Annotated in this window: 15 protein-coding genes; 10 read left to right on the top strand and 5 right to left on the bottom strand. The window is 47.4% G+C overall.

From position 1 onward, the window contains the following. The first annotated feature begins 1 nt into the window (after position 1). The 4 genes from HA51_RS05030 (at position 2) to HA51_RS05015 (ending at position 3,136) form a co-directional block, all read left to right on the top strand. A complete protein-coding gene (locus tag HA51_RS05030; RefSeq protein ID WP_084932617.1) occupies positions 2–841 on the top strand; it encodes a class II aldolase in 840 nt (279 codons plus the stop codon). 39 nt (positions 842–880) lie between these two features. Then, positions 881–1,150 carry an HPr family phosphocarrier protein gene (locus tag HA51_RS05025; protein WP_084932615.1) on the top strand — a complete coding sequence of 90 codons (270 nt, stop codon included), beginning with the start codon at positions 881–883 and terminating at the stop codon, positions 1,148–1,150. 76 nt (positions 1,151–1,226) lie between these two features. Further along, positions 1,227–2,015: a 5'/3'-nucleotidase SurE gene (gene surE / locus HA51_RS05020; RefSeq protein ID WP_084932612.1), complete on the top strand. Its 789-nt coding sequence runs from the start codon at positions 1,227–1,229 to the stop codon at positions 2,013–2,015. Positions 2,016–2,083: 68 nt separating this feature from the next. After that, a complete protein-coding gene (locus HA51_RS05015; RefSeq protein WP_084932609.1) occupies positions 2,084–3,136 on the top strand; it encodes a galactitol-1-phosphate 5-dehydrogenase in 1,053 nt (350 codons plus the stop codon). A gap of 571 nt (positions 3,137–3,707) precedes the next feature. On the opposite strand, the gene HA51_RS05010 is transcribed toward HA51_RS05015, so the two are convergent. Then, entirely contained in the window at positions 3,708–4,418 is a 711-nt protein-coding gene (locus HA51_RS05010; RefSeq protein ID WP_158087363.1) for a GntR family transcriptional regulator, read from the bottom strand. Between the two features lie 83 nt (positions 4,419–4,501). Between HA51_RS05010 and HA51_RS05005 the strand changes: the two genes are divergently transcribed. The 4 genes from HA51_RS05005 (at position 4,502) to HA51_RS04990 (ending at position 9,583) form a co-directional block, all read left to right on the top strand. Beyond that, on the top strand, positions 4,502–5,845 hold the full coding sequence (locus tag HA51_RS05005) for an FAD-dependent oxidoreductase (RefSeq protein WP_084932605.1): 1,344 nt from the start codon (positions 4,502–4,504) through the stop codon (positions 5,843–5,845). Positions 5,846–5,860: 15 nt separating this feature from the next. Further along, positions 5,861–6,604 carry an enoyl-CoA hydratase/isomerase family protein gene (locus tag HA51_RS05000; RefSeq protein ID WP_084932602.1) on the top strand — a complete coding sequence of 248 codons (744 nt, stop codon included), beginning with the start codon at positions 5,861–5,863 and terminating at the stop codon, positions 6,602–6,604. Further along, positions 6,601–8,166, top strand: coding sequence for an acyl CoA:acetate/3-ketoacid CoA transferase (locus HA51_RS04995; protein WP_084932600.1), 1,566 nt, complete (start codon positions 6,601–6,603; stop codon positions 8,164–8,166). The genes HA51_RS05000 and HA51_RS04995 overlap by 4 nt, the downstream gene beginning before the upstream one ends. A 127-nt stretch (positions 8,167–8,293) precedes the next feature. Continuing rightward, positions 8,294–9,583 (top strand): MFS transporter, encoded by a 1,290-nt coding sequence (locus tag HA51_RS04990; protein ID WP_084932724.1) that lies wholly within the window; start codon positions 8,294–8,296, stop codon positions 9,581–9,583. Positions 9,584–9,659: 76 nt separating this feature from the next. Here HA51_RS04990 and HA51_RS04985 read toward each other — a convergent pair whose 3' ends face one another. Continuing rightward, positions 9,660–11,900: a FepA family TonB-dependent siderophore receptor gene (locus tag HA51_RS04985; RefSeq protein ID WP_084932597.1), complete on the bottom strand. Its 2,241-nt coding sequence runs from the start codon at positions 11,898–11,900 to the stop codon at positions 9,660–9,662. Between the two features lie 243 nt (positions 11,901–12,143). On the opposite strand from HA51_RS04985, the gene HA51_RS04980 reads away from it, so the two are divergent. Together HA51_RS04980 and HA51_RS04975 are read left to right on the top strand one after the other, a co-directional pair. Continuing rightward, the gene (locus HA51_RS04980) at positions 12,144–13,028 is read left to right on the top strand and encodes a helix-turn-helix domain-containing protein (RefSeq protein ID WP_084932595.1); all 885 of its coding nucleotides are present in this window, start codon (positions 12,144–12,146) and stop codon (positions 13,026–13,028) included. A 193-nt stretch (positions 13,029–13,221) separates the two neighbouring features. Further along, entirely contained in the window at positions 13,222–14,130 is a 909-nt protein-coding gene (locus tag HA51_RS04975) for a LysR family transcriptional regulator (RefSeq protein ID WP_084932592.1), read from the top strand. 168 nt (positions 14,131–14,298) lie between these two features. On the opposite strand, the gene HA51_RS04970 is transcribed toward HA51_RS04975, so the two are convergent. The 3 genes from HA51_RS04970 to HA51_RS04960 form a co-directional block, all read right to left on the bottom strand. After that, positions 14,299–15,681 (bottom strand): MFS transporter, encoded by a 1,383-nt coding sequence (locus HA51_RS04970; protein ID WP_158087362.1) that lies wholly within the window; start codon positions 15,679–15,681, stop codon positions 14,299–14,301. 117 nt (positions 15,682–15,798) lie between these two features. Beyond that, positions 15,799–16,593 (bottom strand): enoyl-CoA hydratase/isomerase family protein, encoded by a 795-nt coding sequence (locus tag HA51_RS04965; protein WP_084932587.1) that lies wholly within the window; start codon positions 16,591–16,593, stop codon positions 15,799–15,801. Further along, positions 16,586–17,800 (bottom strand): CaiB/BaiF CoA transferase family protein, encoded by a 1,215-nt coding sequence (locus HA51_RS04960; protein ID WP_084932584.1) that lies wholly within the window; start codon positions 17,798–17,800, stop codon positions 16,586–16,588. The genes HA51_RS04965 and HA51_RS04960 overlap by 8 nt, the downstream gene beginning before the upstream one ends. Positions 17,801–17,826: the final 26 nt, after the last annotated feature.

The raw sequence follows: 17,826 nt of genomic DNA, 5'->3' as shown, positions 1-17,826 counted from the left end.
CATGCCATTAGTAAACGGTAATATTCTTCTGAGCAGCATTCAGGAAAAACGCGTTCTGGCAGGCGCGTTCAATACCACTAACCTGGAAACTACAATTTCAATTTTAGACGCAATTGAACGTTCTGGTTTACCAAACTTTATTCAGATTGCACCAACGAATGCCAAGCTTTCTGGTTACGATTATATTTATGAGATCGTCAGAAAGCGCGCTGCAACTATGGATGTTCCTGTTAGCCTGCACCTCGATCATGGTAAAGAACTGGATGATGTTAAACAGGCGGTTCGTGCTGGCTTTACTTCCGTGATGATTGACGGAGCAGAATTGCCGTTTGAAGAAAACATCGCTTTTACTAAAGCGGCTGTTGATTTCTGTAAGTCGTTTGGTGTTCCGGTTGAAGCCGAATTGGGGGCTATTCTGGGCAAAGAGGACGACCATGTCAGCGAAGCTGACTGCAAAACAGATCCTAAGCAGGTTTTGCGCTTCGTTCAGGAAACCGGCTGCAGCATGCTGGCAGTATCAGTAGGTAACGTTCACGGCCTGGAAGATATTCCTCGCATTGATATTCCTTTGCTGCAGGAAATCGCTTCAATTTGCCCGGTACCGTTGGTTATCCATGGTGGCTCAGGTATTGATGAAAATATTATCCGCAGCTTCGTTAAATACAATGTTGTTAAAGTGAACATTGCAAGTGACCTGCGAAAAGCATTTATTACTTCAGTAGGTAAAGCCTGGACTGAAAACAATAATGAAGCGAACCTGGCTCGCGTAATGACTAGCGCTAAGGCTGCGGTAGAAGCTGATGTATTCAGCAAAATTCAGATGATGAATCGCGCGTCCTGATATAAGTAAGATATTTACCTGCAAAATCGGGATTAAAAAATGATCAGAGAAAATATACGTGTTGTTAACAGCACGGGACTCCACGCGCGTCCAGCTGCTACGCTCATCAAAGCGATCAAAAAGTATGAGTCGTCAGTAACACTCGTTAATGGTGAGAAGACGGTAATTCTTAAAGGCTTAATGAGTGTATTAGGTGCTGGCGTTAAAGGTAATTCAAATATCGAAATTATCGTTGACGGTTCAGATGAACTGGATGCAATGAGCGAAATAAAAGGATTATTTGCCAGCGGGTTTGGCGAGAAAGAATAATTATTACATCCGACTAAAGTTCATTAAATGAGGTTAGACTTCAGGACGCCCTACGTCCGGAAAATGGAGAATCATTATGTCACAAAAGCGATTTCGTAGAATTCTGCTGGCTAACGATGATGGGATAGATGCACCAGGCATCCAAATCCTTGAAAAAGTAGCGGAACATTTCGCAGATGAAATCTGGGTTGTTGCGCCAGCGACTGATAAAAGTGGTGTTTCTAACTCAATCAGCCTGCGTGAACCGGTGCGCGTTGAAGCCCGTGGAGCTAGAAAATTTGCAGTACATGGCACCCCGGCAGACTGTGTGGCGGTAGCGGTCAGGTATTTGATGAAAGATTCTCCACCGGACGTATTACTGTCTGGCATTAACAGTGGTTCTAATATTGGATTTGAAACAGTGTTGTCAGGCACTGTAGGTGCAGCTATCACAGGGGTACTACTCGGTATTCCATCGATCGCATTAAGTCAGGATAAGCGTCCCGAAGATCAGCCTGAATGGCATACTGCGGCAGAACAGTGTCTGCCAGTTCTGCAAACCCTGTTCGACGCCGGATTGCCAGCAGGATGCTGTCTTAATGTAAACTTCCCTAACCTTCCTCAGGGCCAGGTTAACGGGATGCGAGTCACCCGACAGGGCATAGGTAAGGTGAAGGGTGTAACAGTCACGCCTACGGCTGACCCTCATGGCGAGGATTACTTCTGGTTGCGTGTAGAACACGGAGTAACAGATCTACCTGAAAATAGCGAAGTGTCCGCCGTTGCGGCCGGCTTTATTTCGGTGACACCGCTTACTTGGGAACGCACATCTCAACAGGTATGGTCTGAACTGTCTGCACAGTTGTCTCAGTCTGGGACCGTTTAAAGAATAGCCTGCCCTAGGGCGGGCCATTATTCAGTACATGATCGTTCCACCTGCATCTGGGATCGGGTATGAAAGCACTGAATTTATATGGTAAGCAGGACGTCAGATTCGAAGAAGTCCCCATGCTGAAAATTGAGCGGGATGATGAGGTTATCATTCACGTAAATACAGCTGGAATCTGTGGCTCTGACATTTCCCGCTTTGGCAAAATTGGATCGTATAACCCTGGATTGACATGGGGGCATGAGTTTTCTGGTGTCGTAGCCGCTGTAGGAATAGGTGTAACTAGCATAAAAATGGGTGATCGCGTTGTGGCATGCCCATGCTTTCCCTGCTTTGAATGTGAATACTGTGGTAAGTCACAGTATTCAAAATGCAGCAGTCTGCAGGTGCTGGGTGGCCATCATAAAGGAGCCTTTGCAGAGTATGTAAGTGTACCTGCGGCTAATGTTGTCATAATACCGGATGACCTTGATTATGAAGACGCGAGCTTCGTGGAACCCTCGGCGGTTGTAGTGCACGGACTCGATCAGGTCAATATCAAAGCCGGGAGTTCGGTGGCGGTAGTGGGATGCGGAACCATTGGGCAGTTAGCTGTGCAGTGGGCCCGTATATATGGAGCAGGGAAAGTCTATGCCCTTGATACCGAACAAACAAAGCTGGATATAGCATGCAGTGCCGGAGCGGATGCAGGATATGATGTGACGGCAGAAGGGTTTACCGAGCGTTTTGCCGAGGATACCCAGGGAAGAGGTGTAGACCTGGTTATTGAGTCTTCTGGCAATGCTGCAGGAATAGTCAGTTCAATGAATTTTGCCCGTAAAGGGGGAGCGGTTCTGCTCCTGGGCATACCTTATGGTGATGTGGTATTTGACAGAACGAGTTTCGAGAAAATTATCCGTAATGAACTCACAATTCGAGGGTCTTGGAATTCGTTGTCTGCTCCTTTTCCTGGTCGTGAGTGGAAAACCTCACTCGATTACATGCAGAAGGGCACGTTAAAGCCATCCCTTTTGATAACGCACCGAATAGGCCTGAAAGATGCTCCAAATATGCTCCCTAAGCTCTACAGCAGAGATTTTAACTTTATAAAGGTGTTAATAGATTTAAAAGATATATGAGTTGTTGTGTTGTATGGATCAGGCTGGGGTTAATTTCTGAGCGCTTTCTCAAATTATCTGAGATAAGGGAGATGTTTTATTTATCTCCCTTCTTTTAATTTTTTCTGATTGTCAGTATTGTAATTTCTTTGTTGACAATTTCACTGTTATTAGTAATTTCAGTGTTTTTGCGAGTCTGCATATTGACTAGCGCACCATTGATCACGCTATTGCCGTGTCGAAAGAACATTCCGATACTATCAACCTTGATAATCAGATACACGGGCACTTCACTATCGGAAATGTCAATAATCAGCTGCTAGCGATATATAAACTGTGTTCGTTTTAACGAGGGAAAACTCCATGAATTATGCCTTCGGTTGCACACTCGGAACTGAAAAAGCAGAAATAAAGCGCCAGCTCATATTGAATGAGGCAGGCGCAAACACTAAGGGCGAATATTAACTATCTAAAGCAGTACTGAAATGCCGCATCAACAGGTAATGCGACACCGATCAAAAAATCATGGTTCTGGCTTAATAGCTTGTATGTCAACATGATTCTTCGTAAATACCTTTACATTAATAAACCTCTACGAACCTTTACCTGTGCCAGATGAGTATTTATTGAGTGTTGAGAGGGTGAGTCCTTCCAGAAACTCCATCAGCAATTTCACAGCCAGGCGGGCACGTTCAGCATCTCCTGCAATTATCTGCTCCAGCACAGTACTGTGACATTTCGCACCCTCTTCAAATGCCCGATTTTGCTGAATATGCTGATACCAAAAGCGGCGGGATTGGGCGTGATTGGCGGCCATTATCTGGCTTAGCATGCTGTTATGCGCAGCCCTAACCTCACTTTCATGAATAAGGCGGTTATATCTCAAGTAATCAGTGGTATCGCCAGCCGCGGCAGCTCTGACTATGCCTTTGCTCAAATCTTGCAGCAGCTCTCTCTCTTCGGGCGTTGCCCGCTCTGCGGCACAACTGACCACCAGCTCTTCAAGCGGACGGCGCACTTCAAGGAGTTCCAGTTGCTGGTGAATGTCTGTCCCACACACCATTGTGCCTCTTCTGGGCTGCATCTCGACAAACCCGATCTGGCGTAAACGCTGTAATGCCTCACGTATTGGCGTCCGGCCCATATTCAACTCAGCTGCCAGTTGCTGCTCCGATACCATGGTATTCGGAGGCAAAATACGCATGACGATCATCTCCTCCAGCTTCTCAAATGCAACATCAGCCAGTCGCTGGTCTGGGTCCGTAAAAGGATCCGCTGCAAGATCCCTAATTTTTGAACTCATCGACATTTCCTGTTTCGCTCTCTTGACGCTAGTTAGTATACCTATTATACATGTCGTCATCTGACATATCAGAGGTCGACAATATGAATATCAATCTACATGATAGCCGAGGCTACGAAACAATTAGCTGTGATGTGCTTGTTGTGGGCGGGGGAGCAGCTGGGTTAGCGAGTGCCGTGACCGCGGCGCGGCAAGGCAAAAACGTGGTACTGCTTGAACGTTATGGCTTTTGCGGAGGTGGTGCAGTGGCCGGACTTTCGGGCACCGTCTGCGGTCTTTACCTGGCGACTCAGCATGCTTCTGCGGGACCTGAGCAAATCGTTTTCGGTTTTACTGAGGAGTTTTGTCAGGGGCTTAGCGAACGAGGGGGACTCAGCGATCCCATTCGCTACGGAGAGACCTGGACACGAGTCCATGATCCACTGAAGTGGCGAATGATGGCCGATCACCTCTTGGTACAGGCTGGCGTAACCGTAATTTACCACTCTGTGGCGATGGGGGTGCTGATTGAAGGAGGTGAAAAAACAGAAGGGGTTATTGCATGGACTAAACAGGGGCCACTGCGTATCAACGCTCAAGTCACGATTGATGCCAGTGGTGACGCTGATGTGGTCGCAATGGCCGGTTTGCCGGACATCATAGGCGATAACGGTAACGTCCAGAACCCCACCATGATTTTCCACTTACAAGGCGTGGACATGGACAGATTCCTCCGTCAACACGGTGCCGACACCATTATGGATGAATCGGTTTCTGCTTTAATCGTCGAGAAGAACCGTTCAGGCGATTACAACCTTCCTCGTAGCAAAATCTGGCTTTTTCCCACTACGCAGCCGGGCGAACTGCTGTGTAACTGTACACGCATCAATGGAAGCGATGGCCGGGAGCTGAATTCACTTTTCTATCGTGACTTCAGTGAAGCGGAGATCAATGGCCGAACACAGGCGACTGAGTATGCGCGGTTCTTTCGCGATCATCTTGCTGGTTGTGAAAACGCCTGGATCAGTGATACCGCCCCTCAGGTCGGTATCCGCCAGACCCGCCAGTTAGATGGGGTGGGGCGTCTAAATAATTCGCACGTTGTTGCTGGTACGAAAAACCGTAATTCAATTGCACGGTCTGCCTGGCCTATTGAGCTTCACAGCGGCGACAGGCCGCGAGTGCAATGGCTGATGGATGACTACTATGACATTCCCTATGACTGCTTCATCCCTAAACATGGCACTGGCCTGCTGACTGCAGGACGTTGTCTCTCAGCTGAACATGAAGCCGTCGCATCTGCTCGCGTTACCGCCCAGTGCTTTGCTTATGGCCATGCAATAGGGCACGCCGCCGCTATTGCTATCAATAATCGCCTTTCACCCGGAGATGTTTCCCCTGATGAAATCCGCACCATGCTGCGGTGCGATGGCGCACATCTTGATTAATTACGGAGGAAGAAAATGTTAATCGTCGAAACCCGGGATGGCATCTGCCGCCTGACCATGAATCGTCCTGAGCGGCGCAACGCGCTCGGGAGTGAGTCGATGGCGTTGTTACTTGCTGCGTTACAAGCTGCTGATATCGATAGTGAGGTCAGGGTCATTGTTCTTACTGCCGCAGCGCCAGCATTTTGCGCAGGAAGCGATTTAAAGGAGTTAGGAGGCTTAAGCCCTGAAGAGATGTGCAGGCATGAGGCAGCCACAGCGGCGGTTGTTCGTTATTTCGCCGCAATGGATAAACCTATTATTGCTGCAGTAGAGGGATACGCATTAGGTGGAGGATTCGCCCTGGCTGCAGCCTGCGATGTGGTTGTGACCAGCGTCTCAACCCGATGGCACATGCCAGAGGTTTCTAATGGCTGGTTGCCGCCATGGGGGCTCAAAGCACTGATCGCTCGAACCGGCCCCCATCGTGCACGTTCACTGTGCTGGGGGCTGGAAGCACTAAATGGAGAACAGGCGGTTTCTATAGGTCTTGCTGATGTGATGTGTGATCCCGGCCACGCTGAAGATACGGCCCTGACCCTCGCCCATAAATTCGTTGCACTTCCGGCAGAGTCCGTTACTTCCTGCAAGCGCTTCTACGACCCATTTTTAAACGCTGACGCGGAATACCTCGATCGGGTTGCTTCTGATTACTTTGCCTCTGACTGCCAAGGCGAGAGAGCAAAAACGATACTGGCGAAATTTGGAGAAAAGAAATGAGTAAAGTGGTGACGGCAGAGCAGGCAGTAAGCTCCATTACGAATGGTCAGACGGTCGCGGCATCAGGGGTGATTGGTTGGATTGTGCCGGACAAAACCCTAAAGGCTCTGGGTGCACGTTTCGAATCCACCGGTAGTCCGCGCGACCTCACCTTTTATTTTCCCTGCGGAACGGGTGATGCCGTGGGGATCAAAGGAATGGATCATGTTGCGCGCGAAGGGTTGATGAAACGTATCGTCTCGGGCTCTTACATTAACCCGGTTGATCCCGCCACCGGCAAGCGACCAGCGTTGATGGGATTGATTCACGAAAACAAGGTTGAAGCCTACTCTTGGCCTATCGGCGCATCGATGCAATGGCTCCGCGAAGTGGCAAGAAAGTCGCCGGGATACATCACGCGTGTGGGGCTGGGAACCTATGCCGATCCGGAATGTGGTGGTGGTAAATTTACGGCCGCCTGTGAAGATGACCTGATTCGTAAGATCACCCTGGATGGTGAGGAGTTACTCTATTACCCCACGTGGAATATTGATGTGGCGATCATACGAGCAACCAGTGCTGACGAATTTGGTAATTTGTCCTTTGAAGAAGAACCCCTGCTCTCATCCGGCATGGCGCTGGCTATGGCTGCTAAAGCCAGTGGTGGCAAAGTGATTGCCCAAGTGAAATATCTTGTTAAGCGTGGTGAGCGTGCAGCAACACAAATTCGATTCCCCGGCATTTTCGTAGACCAGATTGTGGTGGACAACGAGATGCATATGGGGAGTGAAGTGCAAGATGATCGTGCTTATCTGCAGCCCACTTCATCTTTTAGCGGCTTGCCGGATATTCCTTTTGGCTTTGATAAGGTGATAGCGCGCCGGGCTGCACTGGAGGTCCGCCAGCAGGAGCTTTCCATCTTCGGGTTCGGTGCTGCGGCTGACATTCCCCTCGTTATGGCCGAACAAGGTCTCCTGACGCCGGAAAATACTTACGACAAATACTGGTTCACCACCGAGCATGGTTCATATGGCGGCATCGTTATGAACGGTTGGCAGTTTTCAGCCAACCGCCATCCTGATGCACTCATTGATGGCCTCATGCAGTTTGACGCCATTGATGGTGGACTGTGCCGCTTTGCGGCGCTGGCTTTCGCTGAATTCGACGGTGAAGGAACGGTGAACGTAAGTAAGTTCGGCAAAGCTAATCCAGGCGCGGGTGGATTTACCGATATTGCCGCGAATGCTCAGCGACTGGTATTTACCGGCAGCTTTACGACCGGCGGCCTGAATATCTCGTATCAGGATGGCAAGATGCGGATCGAGCAGGAAGGAAAGGTCAGTAAATTTGTGAAACAGGCACAGAGTATCACTTACCGCGTCAGGGACGGGGTTTTAAAAGGCCAGACTGCAATTATCGTAACAGAGCGGGCGGTGTTTGAAGTCACTCCAGAGGGACTGGTGCTGACAGAGATCGCGCCAGGGGCCGATATGCAGCGAGATATTCTCGATCTCATGGCGGTTAAACCGGTGGCAATTCATCAGCCTCTGCCGCTCATGGACCGCTCTTTGTTCCTGCCTTAAACCAAAAATGGCCAGCAAAGACTGGCCAATGACATGCTTTTTACCCTACACATCTCTCAAGCCGAGGGATATCAAATACGCTGAGGAAGCAGCGACCTACAGTGGCGATAAGCCCGAGGATAGCGTAATGCTGAAACGTTTGCGTTGGACAATGGTTTTCATGTTGTTTATGGCCGGCGTCATCAGTTATCTCGATCGAGCTGCATTATCTGTAGCAGCGCCTTTATTAACCAAAGATCTGAATCTGGATCCTGCCGAATTAGGGATCGTCTTCAGCAGCTTCTTTGTAGGTTATTCTTTGTTCTGTTTTGTCGGTGGGCATATGTCCGATAAATATGGCCCAAAAAAAGTGTTGCTGGTGGCCATGTTGGTGTGGTCGGTCTTCTGTATGTTAACCGCAGGCGTTGCGGGAATATTGTCTCTGCTTGTTGTCAGGGTGGTGTTCGGTATGGGAGAAGGGCCCTATGCTACCTGCACTAATAAAATTATCTATCAATGGTTCCCTGCTGAAAAAAGAACGTCTGCTATCGGTATGGCAAATGCTGGGCAACAGGTTGGGGGGGCCATAGCTGGACCGTTAGTCGGCCTTATAGCATTGACCTGGGGCTGGCGGGTTCCCTTTGTAGCGATAGGGATACTGGGGATCCTGTGGCTGATAATTTGGCGCTGGAGTGCGGCGGACTCACCGAATCAGCATCCTTTGCTGGTTGAAGAGTCAGAGAATCCCAAACGCAGCCATCATCACGGCATCGAGAAAGATGTGGCAGTTTTATCGCTTGGTCAATATCTGCGACGTCCGACCGTACTTGCTACTTCGTTTGCATTCTTCGCCTATGCCTATGTTCTCTATTTCTTTCTGTCCTGGTTCCCCAGCTATCTGACCATGGAAAGGCATATGAGCCTCGCGGATATGAGCTGGGCAAATATCATCCCCTGGGTCTTTGGTGCTGCGGGAATCATGTTAGGTGGCATTGTTTGTGATGCGCTGTTCCGCAAAATGCGCAGAGGAATATTGGCACATAAGACAGTGATTTTTGTCAGTCTGGCTATTTCGGCCTGCTGTGTTGCCCTTGCAGGGCAGGCTTACAGTGTCGCAACCGCGATTGCTTTAATGTCAGGGGCCGCATTTTTCACTAACCTGACATTAAGTACTTACTGGGGCATTATCTCTGAGACGGTGGAGCCGGCAAGACTCGGAGGCGTTGGTGGTTTTATGCATCTTGTGGCCAATACGGCAGGTATTATTGCGCCAACGCTCACTGGTGTTTTGGTGAAGATAACGAATACCTTCCAGATTGCTTTCTACATTTCAGGCGGGGTAGCACTGCTTGGTGCGCTTGCTGTCGCTATTTTTGTCACAGATCAGAGCCATAAGATGACCTGGCTTAAGGGGACATCGGCTAAAGAACCCTCTTAATTTTTTTAAACGCTGCTCACTTCTGAGCTTAGCGATTAACAATGAAAAGCTTGGCTCGCGCCAAGCTTTTTTTTGTTTAAAACGATGCGGTCATACCTGCGTAGTAAGCACGGCCGGATTCGTTGTAAGTGAATGCGCCATCGTTTGAGCGGTAGATTCTTTTGTCAAAGAGATTACTAATCCCAGCCGTCAGGCTCAGGTTCTTCGTCATCTCATAATTAACATTCCATCCGAAAATAGAGTATGCCGGAACCTCAGTGTTCGATACGCTGTCGCGGCGACGTTCCGCATTGGTGCGAGGATGCTGACGTCCATACATTGTCCAGTTCACGTTAGTCGAAAGTGAGTCATTGACTTGCCAATCCAGCATGTTATTGACCGTATACTTAGGAATGAGCGAGAGCGGGTTGCCAGTTGACTTCTGTTTTGACGTAAACATGTAGGTCGCGTTGGTACGCCACGTCAGAGTATCTTGAACGATAGGCAGCGTCAGATTGGCTTCCAGGCCTTGAGTGACAGCTTTGCCACCATTCTCCCAGCGATATACATCATAATTCTCAGAGTAGTAGGTGCTGTTAACAAATATTGATTGAACAGGATCGGTACCCGAAATGATCTTATTCTCATAATCATTGCGGAAATAAGTCAGACCTGCACCATAACCTTCGTAGTTCCACTGAATTCCAACATCTTTATTAACGCTGACCTCTGGGTCGAGATCACCATTACCCATCAAATAGCATCCACCCGTGCTGCTTAAGGCGCAGCCATTCCCGCTACTGGAGAGTAAATATCCTTCGCTTGACTGATAAAGGTTTGGTGCTTTAAAGACGCGTGCAATACCGGCTTTAAGCTTGACATAATCTCCCAGATCCTGAGAAAGGTTAAAGCTTGGGCTCCAGTTGGCACCGAATTTTGAACTGTAATCAAAACGGATGCCCGGAATGAGCGTGGTGCCATCAAACGCATCAATCGTATCTTCGAGATAGATAGCACTAAGTTCCTGGCTATTTTTGCTGCTTCTGAGTGCTGAGTTGCCGGATATGCCCCCAACGCTGTCAACATCGACATTGGTCGAAGTTGCTGCAGGATCATTGAGTTCATCACGATTCCACTCAAATCCGGCGGTTAAGGTGTTATCCACCAGAAGATCAAACGGGACAGTGAATTCCTGCTTGGCGCGGTATGTTTTGTAATGGCTGTCTGAGAAGTTGGTGTCAGTGATGGTTCCATCCACTCCACCCGTCAGACCCTCATTCATACGAGAGTTTTTAGTATCCTCGTAGCTCAGGATGAGTTTAGATTGACCCCAATCCCATATGCCATCGTGTGAAATACTGTAATTCTGGCGATACATGCGGTTAGTCTCTTGCCCAACAAGAGACTTAGGCAGAGTCGATCTGCCATTGCTGTATTGCGTATCACCGGCGTAGATATTGCCTTGGCGGCTAAATCCATAATCGAAATTAACAAACTGTGTCGGTGATATTTTCCAAGTGAACTCAGTGTTTATGTCGCGATTGCGAACACCTTCCCGGCCAGCAGCATAACTGCCATTTTGATCAGTGTTGATGGAAGCGTCATCGCCATCGGTTTTATTCAGGTTGCCATAAATACGCATGGAGAGCACATCGTCAATTAACGGGCCACTTAGCCCGAAATTCATGCGCTTAGTAGCTCCTTCCTTATTGTCTTCGGGTTGGTTAGTAAACAGAGACAGAGAACCATGCCAGTCCTTTGTCGGCTGTTTAGTGACAATGTTGACAACACCACCCATGGCGCCTGAACCATAATGTGCTGCAGATGGGCCGCGCAGCACATCGATGTGGTCAACCATCTCTGGCGGTACCCAGTTAGTATCACCACGCGAGTCCCTTTCTCCTGCCCATGCATAACGAACTGATGAACGGGATGACACGGGCACGCCATCAATCAGAATGAGCGTATTTTCTGGTCCCATGCCCCTGATATCAATTTGACGATTATTTCCCCTTGCACCCGATGCGCCATTTCCCGTCAGATTAACGCCGGGCATTTTACGAATGATGTCAGACAAATCATTGACTGGCGGTTGTTTTTTAATATCTTCCTGAGTAATAACAGATGCTCCTGCTTGCTGTCGCAGTGCATCTTCTGCCTTCGTTACGACCATCGTCCCACCATCATCAATCACTTCAGTTTGTTTCTTTTCTTCAGTGACTTTATCTGTATCAAATGTGGCTGATACGGCACTGTTGATGTGACTTCCCCAAAGCACCATGGCAATGGCGACGGATAATACCTTTGGGTTTGGACGGTACTGATAAACCTCAAACATGCTGTTTCCTTGCAATAAGTTAAATGCAATTACCAATAAGAATTGTTATCATTAACATTTACTTAAACTTAAAAGATAAGGCTTTTGTGCAGTAGGGGTTTATTTGAAGCAGTAAGAGTGATTAATAAACCAATTCTGTACGATTTTTGTTCTCTGGGGTGCAGGGTAAGTATGACCGTGTTGAATCAGGTACCGGTCAAGCCTCGCACATAGGGACTTGCTAACAATACCTGTGGAAATCGTATGATTATAAAAAATAACATCAGTCATCTTATTGATTGGATTGAAGACAACAAACATTACCCTCTTAGAATTGATGAAATCGCGCAGAAGGCTGGGTATTCTAAATGGTATCTTCAGCGTGCGTTTTCTGAAGTGACAGGCGTAAATTTAGCGACCTATTGTAGAAAACGTCGACTTTCTCTTGCTGTGTTAACCGTGAAGTATACTGAAATGCCTTTGGCTGATATCGCTTCTTGGTTCAAATATGACTCTCAGCAAACACTGACGAATGAATTCGTCAAATATTATAATGTCACCCCGAGGAATCTGAGAAAGAGTAGTGGGTTAAATCTAAAAAACATATACCCTTCTCTTCAGAATGATATCGACACAGACTATGTCAATTTCAAGTTGGTCGACTCACCTGTAAAAGAGATGTATGGAATTGAATATTCTTATTCAATTGCAATAGACCAAATGGATAAGCATCCAGTAAAACAACGAAAGATTATATGGGATGAGTTTCTCTCTTTATTCGAAAGGAAACCTGAGAAAATATATTGCCTGACAGGTCCGGTCGTAAGAAACACCAAAGGATCGCAAGTTGGTTATCGATATTTCTTATCCGTTCACGATCTCGATTATTGTGAGCTACTACCGCGTGATATTAAAAAAATATCAATGAATTCTGGTCAGGCTTATGCAGTTTTTGAATACAAAGGGCATTACTCTAAATTGGAAGGTTTTATTAGGAATATATATAACATTTATTTGCCAAGGGAGAATTTCATCCGATCAGATGGTGAGGATATTCAAGAATTCATTATCAACGGGAGAAGCACGTTTGGTGACACCAGTGGATACGTAGAAGTTAACTACTATGTTCCAGTAGAGAATTCCCAATAAAATCATCTAATTAATTCATATGGCACAATAGTCTTATACTCTAGTTTTCTCAGTGTGGGAATATAGAAATTTGTGAAGTGTCAGGATTTCACATTTCGCGAATTTTATGGCGCATTCATAATGTGGATGAGGTTGTTTGTAGAAAATAACCTTAACTTCTTATTTAACATCATTTTTCAAAGTGTTCCTTCAAATGAATTATCTGTCCACCGAGTACATCTATGACCTGGTGCTTTTCATCAGAGTGGCAAGAAAAAGGAAGTTGGTTGCAGTTGCTCGCTCTGAAGGGATAACTATCGATAAACTCAGGCGCTGTTTGAAAAGATTAGAAAATCGTCTGGAGAAAGACCTGTATCGAATTTATTCTGGTGATTTGAATTTAACTCACTATGGCCATGAGTTGTACGACAGACTTTGTCCACTCCTGGACGTCTTTGAAGGGAAGTTTCATTCATTTGAACGAGATGAAGTTAATGAGAGAAAGCTTGTTATCGGTGTTGTTTCAGGTAAGCATGCTGTTTATCCTGTTATTAATGAGTTTCTTTCTCGTTATCCTGGGATGTCTCTGGATATCGTTAATGTTGGAATAAAAAATAACGCATCTTTAAAAATGACGGATGTTATCATCGAATGTTCACAACAGTACTATCCTCAGCAAGAAGTGACGACCGTTTTTAAGTACCAGCATAATTATGTGGCATCTGCTGAGTATGTGTTTAATTACGGCATTCCTAACTCAGTTGAAGAACTTTCTGATCATGTGCTAATTAAATGTGATTACGGACTTCAATCAGAACCGGATGTAGAGCTCAATAATGGCAGGTATATCTATTGCGATAATCTTGATTCAGCCTATGAATTGGTTAAAAGCAGTGCCGGAATAGCTTCATTGCCTGAGTTTTTTGTGACAAAAGACGTTGATAAAGGGATCGTTATTCGCTTAATTGAGGATGAAAAAGAGGGGGGGATGTATTTCCACGCAACATTAAGATCAAGGAAGAGCGATAAAGTGATTAACTTTATGACCTTCATGACTGTTGCGCTTCCATTTTTTCTTGAAACGAAAGGACTCATCGGTGACGCGTCACCTTATACCTGCTAGCGAAAATTGCCAGAAATCAGCTAGTTTAAAGTGCGTGTGCGCTGTATAAAACGGGCGTCGCGCTCGTTTTATACAGCATAGGAAAGGATCAATCTATATCAAAAACACTCTGAAGTAATAACCCCCACACATATTCAACCAAGGTATGCTTCATCGCTCATTTGTCATTTAACTGAGCTTACTCTCTTTGGCTGCCCGATAGACATCCGGTAGCGAGCTTGGTTTTAAAGTATCGACATTCATATCACTTTCAGAAAAATGGGTAAGATCTGAATTACGAGTTTCGGGTGCGCAGGCTACCGCAAATGCCGTGATTAAGCTCATTCCAACTGCGAGTAAAGCTACTGGCCATACCGCACCACCCGCTATACCGGATAAGATCACTGCCGCGAGTGGGGCGATCCCTCCTGCAGCGGCTGCGCTGATTTCGCGGCCAAGAGATAACCCACTAAATCTTACCTTTGAAGGAAACACCTCCGAGAAGAATGCACCTTGAGTGCCCAGCATAGCTGCCACACCAATTCCTACACCGAGCGTCATTGCAACGACCACGCCGAGCAAGGTTCCGGTGTTTACCAGCCAGAAGAACGGAAAAGCGAATGCGGCAGAGAATAATGCTCCAAACATGTAAATTGACTTACGCCCAAAACGATCAGAAAGCGCTCCAAACATCGGGGTAGTAAACATGGCCACTGAGGCAGCAATGGCGACCGCGACAGGTCCAACAGACGGTGCCATATGCAGTGTTCCGACAACATACGCGATAACGAAAGTCTGATAGACATAACTCACGCCACTTTGCGCAACCTGTGAGCCGGCAACGACCAACAAACTCCGGCGTTCTGTTCGGATAAGATCACGCAACGGGCTTTTACTGACGGCTTCAGATTCAGATAATTTTTCAAAAGCAGCAGTTTCTGAAATCTTCATACGGATGATCAGTGCAATCACCACCAGCAAAGAGCTAAACAGGAATGGGATGCGCCATGCCCATCCAAGGAAGATGTCTTTAGGCAGTTGGGTGAGTATTGCGAAGGTGCCCGCGGACAAAAGTAGGCCAATGTAAACGCCGACCCCAGGGAAAGAGGAGTAGAATCCGCGACGATGTGCAGGAGCACTTTCTGCGCTTAGTATTGCCGCTCCGCCAAATTCCGCACCTGCACCAAATCCCTGAACCAGACGCAAAGTCACCAACATCGCTGGCGCCCACAGGCCAACGGAATCATAGGTTGGCACAAAGCCTATCAGTGTTGTAGCTACGCCCATTATCAGAAGAGTGATAACGAGAACTTTCTTCCTTCCAATTTTATCCCCGAGTTGACCAAAATAAATCGCACCAAAAGGGCGGATAACAAAGCCAAGAGCCAGTGTTGAGAAAGCCAGTAATGTTGAAACAAACTCATGACCTTTAGGGAACATGATTTCGTTAAATACCAGCGCAGCTGCGGTGCCGTAGAGGAAGTAGTCAAACCATTCCAGCGCTGAACCCACTAGCGATGCTGCTGCAACTCCCTTCATGGAGCGAGACTTACTTTTTGATATATCACTCATAGGGTTTTCCCCCTTTTTATGGTCGTGGTAGGTCCTCATCACCAGAGATGATTAAGGCGTTGGTAAAGATGTGATGTTTTCAGAGCCCGGGAGGGCCGGACTCTGTGTAGAAATGTCTTATTCGCCGCGGAAATTAGCTGGACGCTTTTCTTTAAAAGCTGCTTTACCTTCGCGTGCGTCATCGGTGTAGAAACAGATGGTCCTCAGATCGCGTTCATAGCGTACAGCTTGATCCAACGGCATGTTTACTGCGGCACGCATGTTCAGTTTCGCAGTCTGAGCGGCAATCGGGGGACGGGATGCGATAGTGGCCGCGAGTGTTTTGACCGAGTCCATCATGTCATCTGCAGTATCAAAGAGTTCATCCACGATACCCCAGGCATGGCCCGTAGAGGAGTCAACTGGATCACCGGTATAGAGCATGCGGGAAGCACGTGATGCACCTATTGTCTTATTCAGATAAACGGCCATGCCGCCACCGCCAACCCATCCCAACTTAATTTCGGGTGCGCCAAACAGAGCATTGCGGGTACTGACACGGATATCACAGCACAGAGCCAATTCGAGACCCCCTCCCAATGCATAGCCATTAATAGCGCAAATGGTGGGTTTGGTGATTTCCGCGATGGCATCGCAATGATCGTGTTTCATGCGATGTGCCCATGGAGACTGATAGGTATCCAGTTCTTTGATATCGCTCCCACAGCAAAAGGCTTTTGGACCATTAGCGGTAAGAATAACGGCACGCACTTCAGGTGATTCATTACAGAATGCTGCCAGTTTAGTGATGCTGACCGACATAGCTGGCGTGACAGCATTCAATTTTTCCGGGCGGTTTAGCGCAATAATTGCCGTATTACCTTCCAGAACAAATTGCACATTGGCATCAATTTCAAATCCGAGTTCAGCCATTGAGTTTTTCTCCATTGGTGCGCACTACAGTTCCGGTCTCTTTCAGTGCCGCAATCTGTTGCGCGTTGTAACCCAGCTCGCTGAGGAGCTCGTCAGTATGTTGACCAACAAAGGGGGTAGGGCGCTGGATTGAACAAGGCGTCTTGCTGAATTTGATTGCAAAGCCTGGTGTTTTCACTTTCCCTTCACTCGGATGGTCATATTCTACGAAGGTTTCGTTATGGATCACCTGAGGATCTTTAACGACATCTTCATATCCATACACCACACTGCTCCACAGACCTTCTGCATCGAAGATGTCTCGCCATTCCTGAGTGGTACGCTCAAGTAATTTCTCGCGCGTTACACGGAAAATGAAATCACGTTGCGGTAGCGTATGACCATCGACTTCATCCTCCATGGTTTCAAACTCCGGTACGTTGAAGATCTTACCCAGCGTTGGCAGGTGAGGGGTCACTAAAGTGATAAAGCTGTCGGCCGTTTTAAATACGCCGTAAGGCGCACGGATATAGCAGTGACCATGTGCTTCTTCACTACGACGTTGAGGCTTCAGGCCTTGAGTAAATACTGTCAGTTCCTGCATCTGGTTTGCAATGATCGCATCCAACATGTTGATCTGAACCAGCTGCCCTTCTCCCGTACGCTCACGATGCAGTAACGCTGCCAACGCACCTTCAAAGGCGGTATAAGCAGTGATCGCGTCGACTAAATACTGACCTGCGGGTTGTGGAGCCGTACCCTCAACGCCATTACTTAGCATTGCGCCACTGAGCGATTGCAACAACAGGTCCTGACCAGGACGTTTTGCATAGGGGCCGGTTTCACCGAAACCAGACATCGAGACATAAATCAGGTCGGGCTTGATCTGCTTAAGGGTTTCATAGTCCACGCCTAAACGAGCTGCTACGCCCGGACGGTAGTTCTGAATGAACACATCAGCAGTTTCAACCAGCTTGTAGAGTAGCGCTTTACCTTCTTCATCCTTGAGATTCACCGCGAGGCTACGTTTGTTTCGGTTTAGGGACAGGAATGAGGTATTAATAACATTGCCGTACGCTGCTCCCGCTGATGTATGGCGCTGCCACTCACCCGTCGTAGGTTCAACCTTAATCACGTCAGCACCCATATCTCCCATACGAAGTGCAGCAAATGGGCCCGCCATAGCGATGGAACAATCCAGTACTCGATACCCTTTCAGAATAGACATAACGACCTCATTACTTGCATAACTCC

This window comes from Pantoea rwandensis, from assembly GCF_002095475.1.
In the GTDB taxonomy this organism is placed as follows: Bacteria; Pseudomonadota; Gammaproteobacteria; order Enterobacterales; family Enterobacteriaceae; genus Pantoea; species Pantoea rwandensis.
Note: the sequence above shows the minus strand (reverse complement) of the source record. Positions and strands in the feature narration are given on the sequence as shown.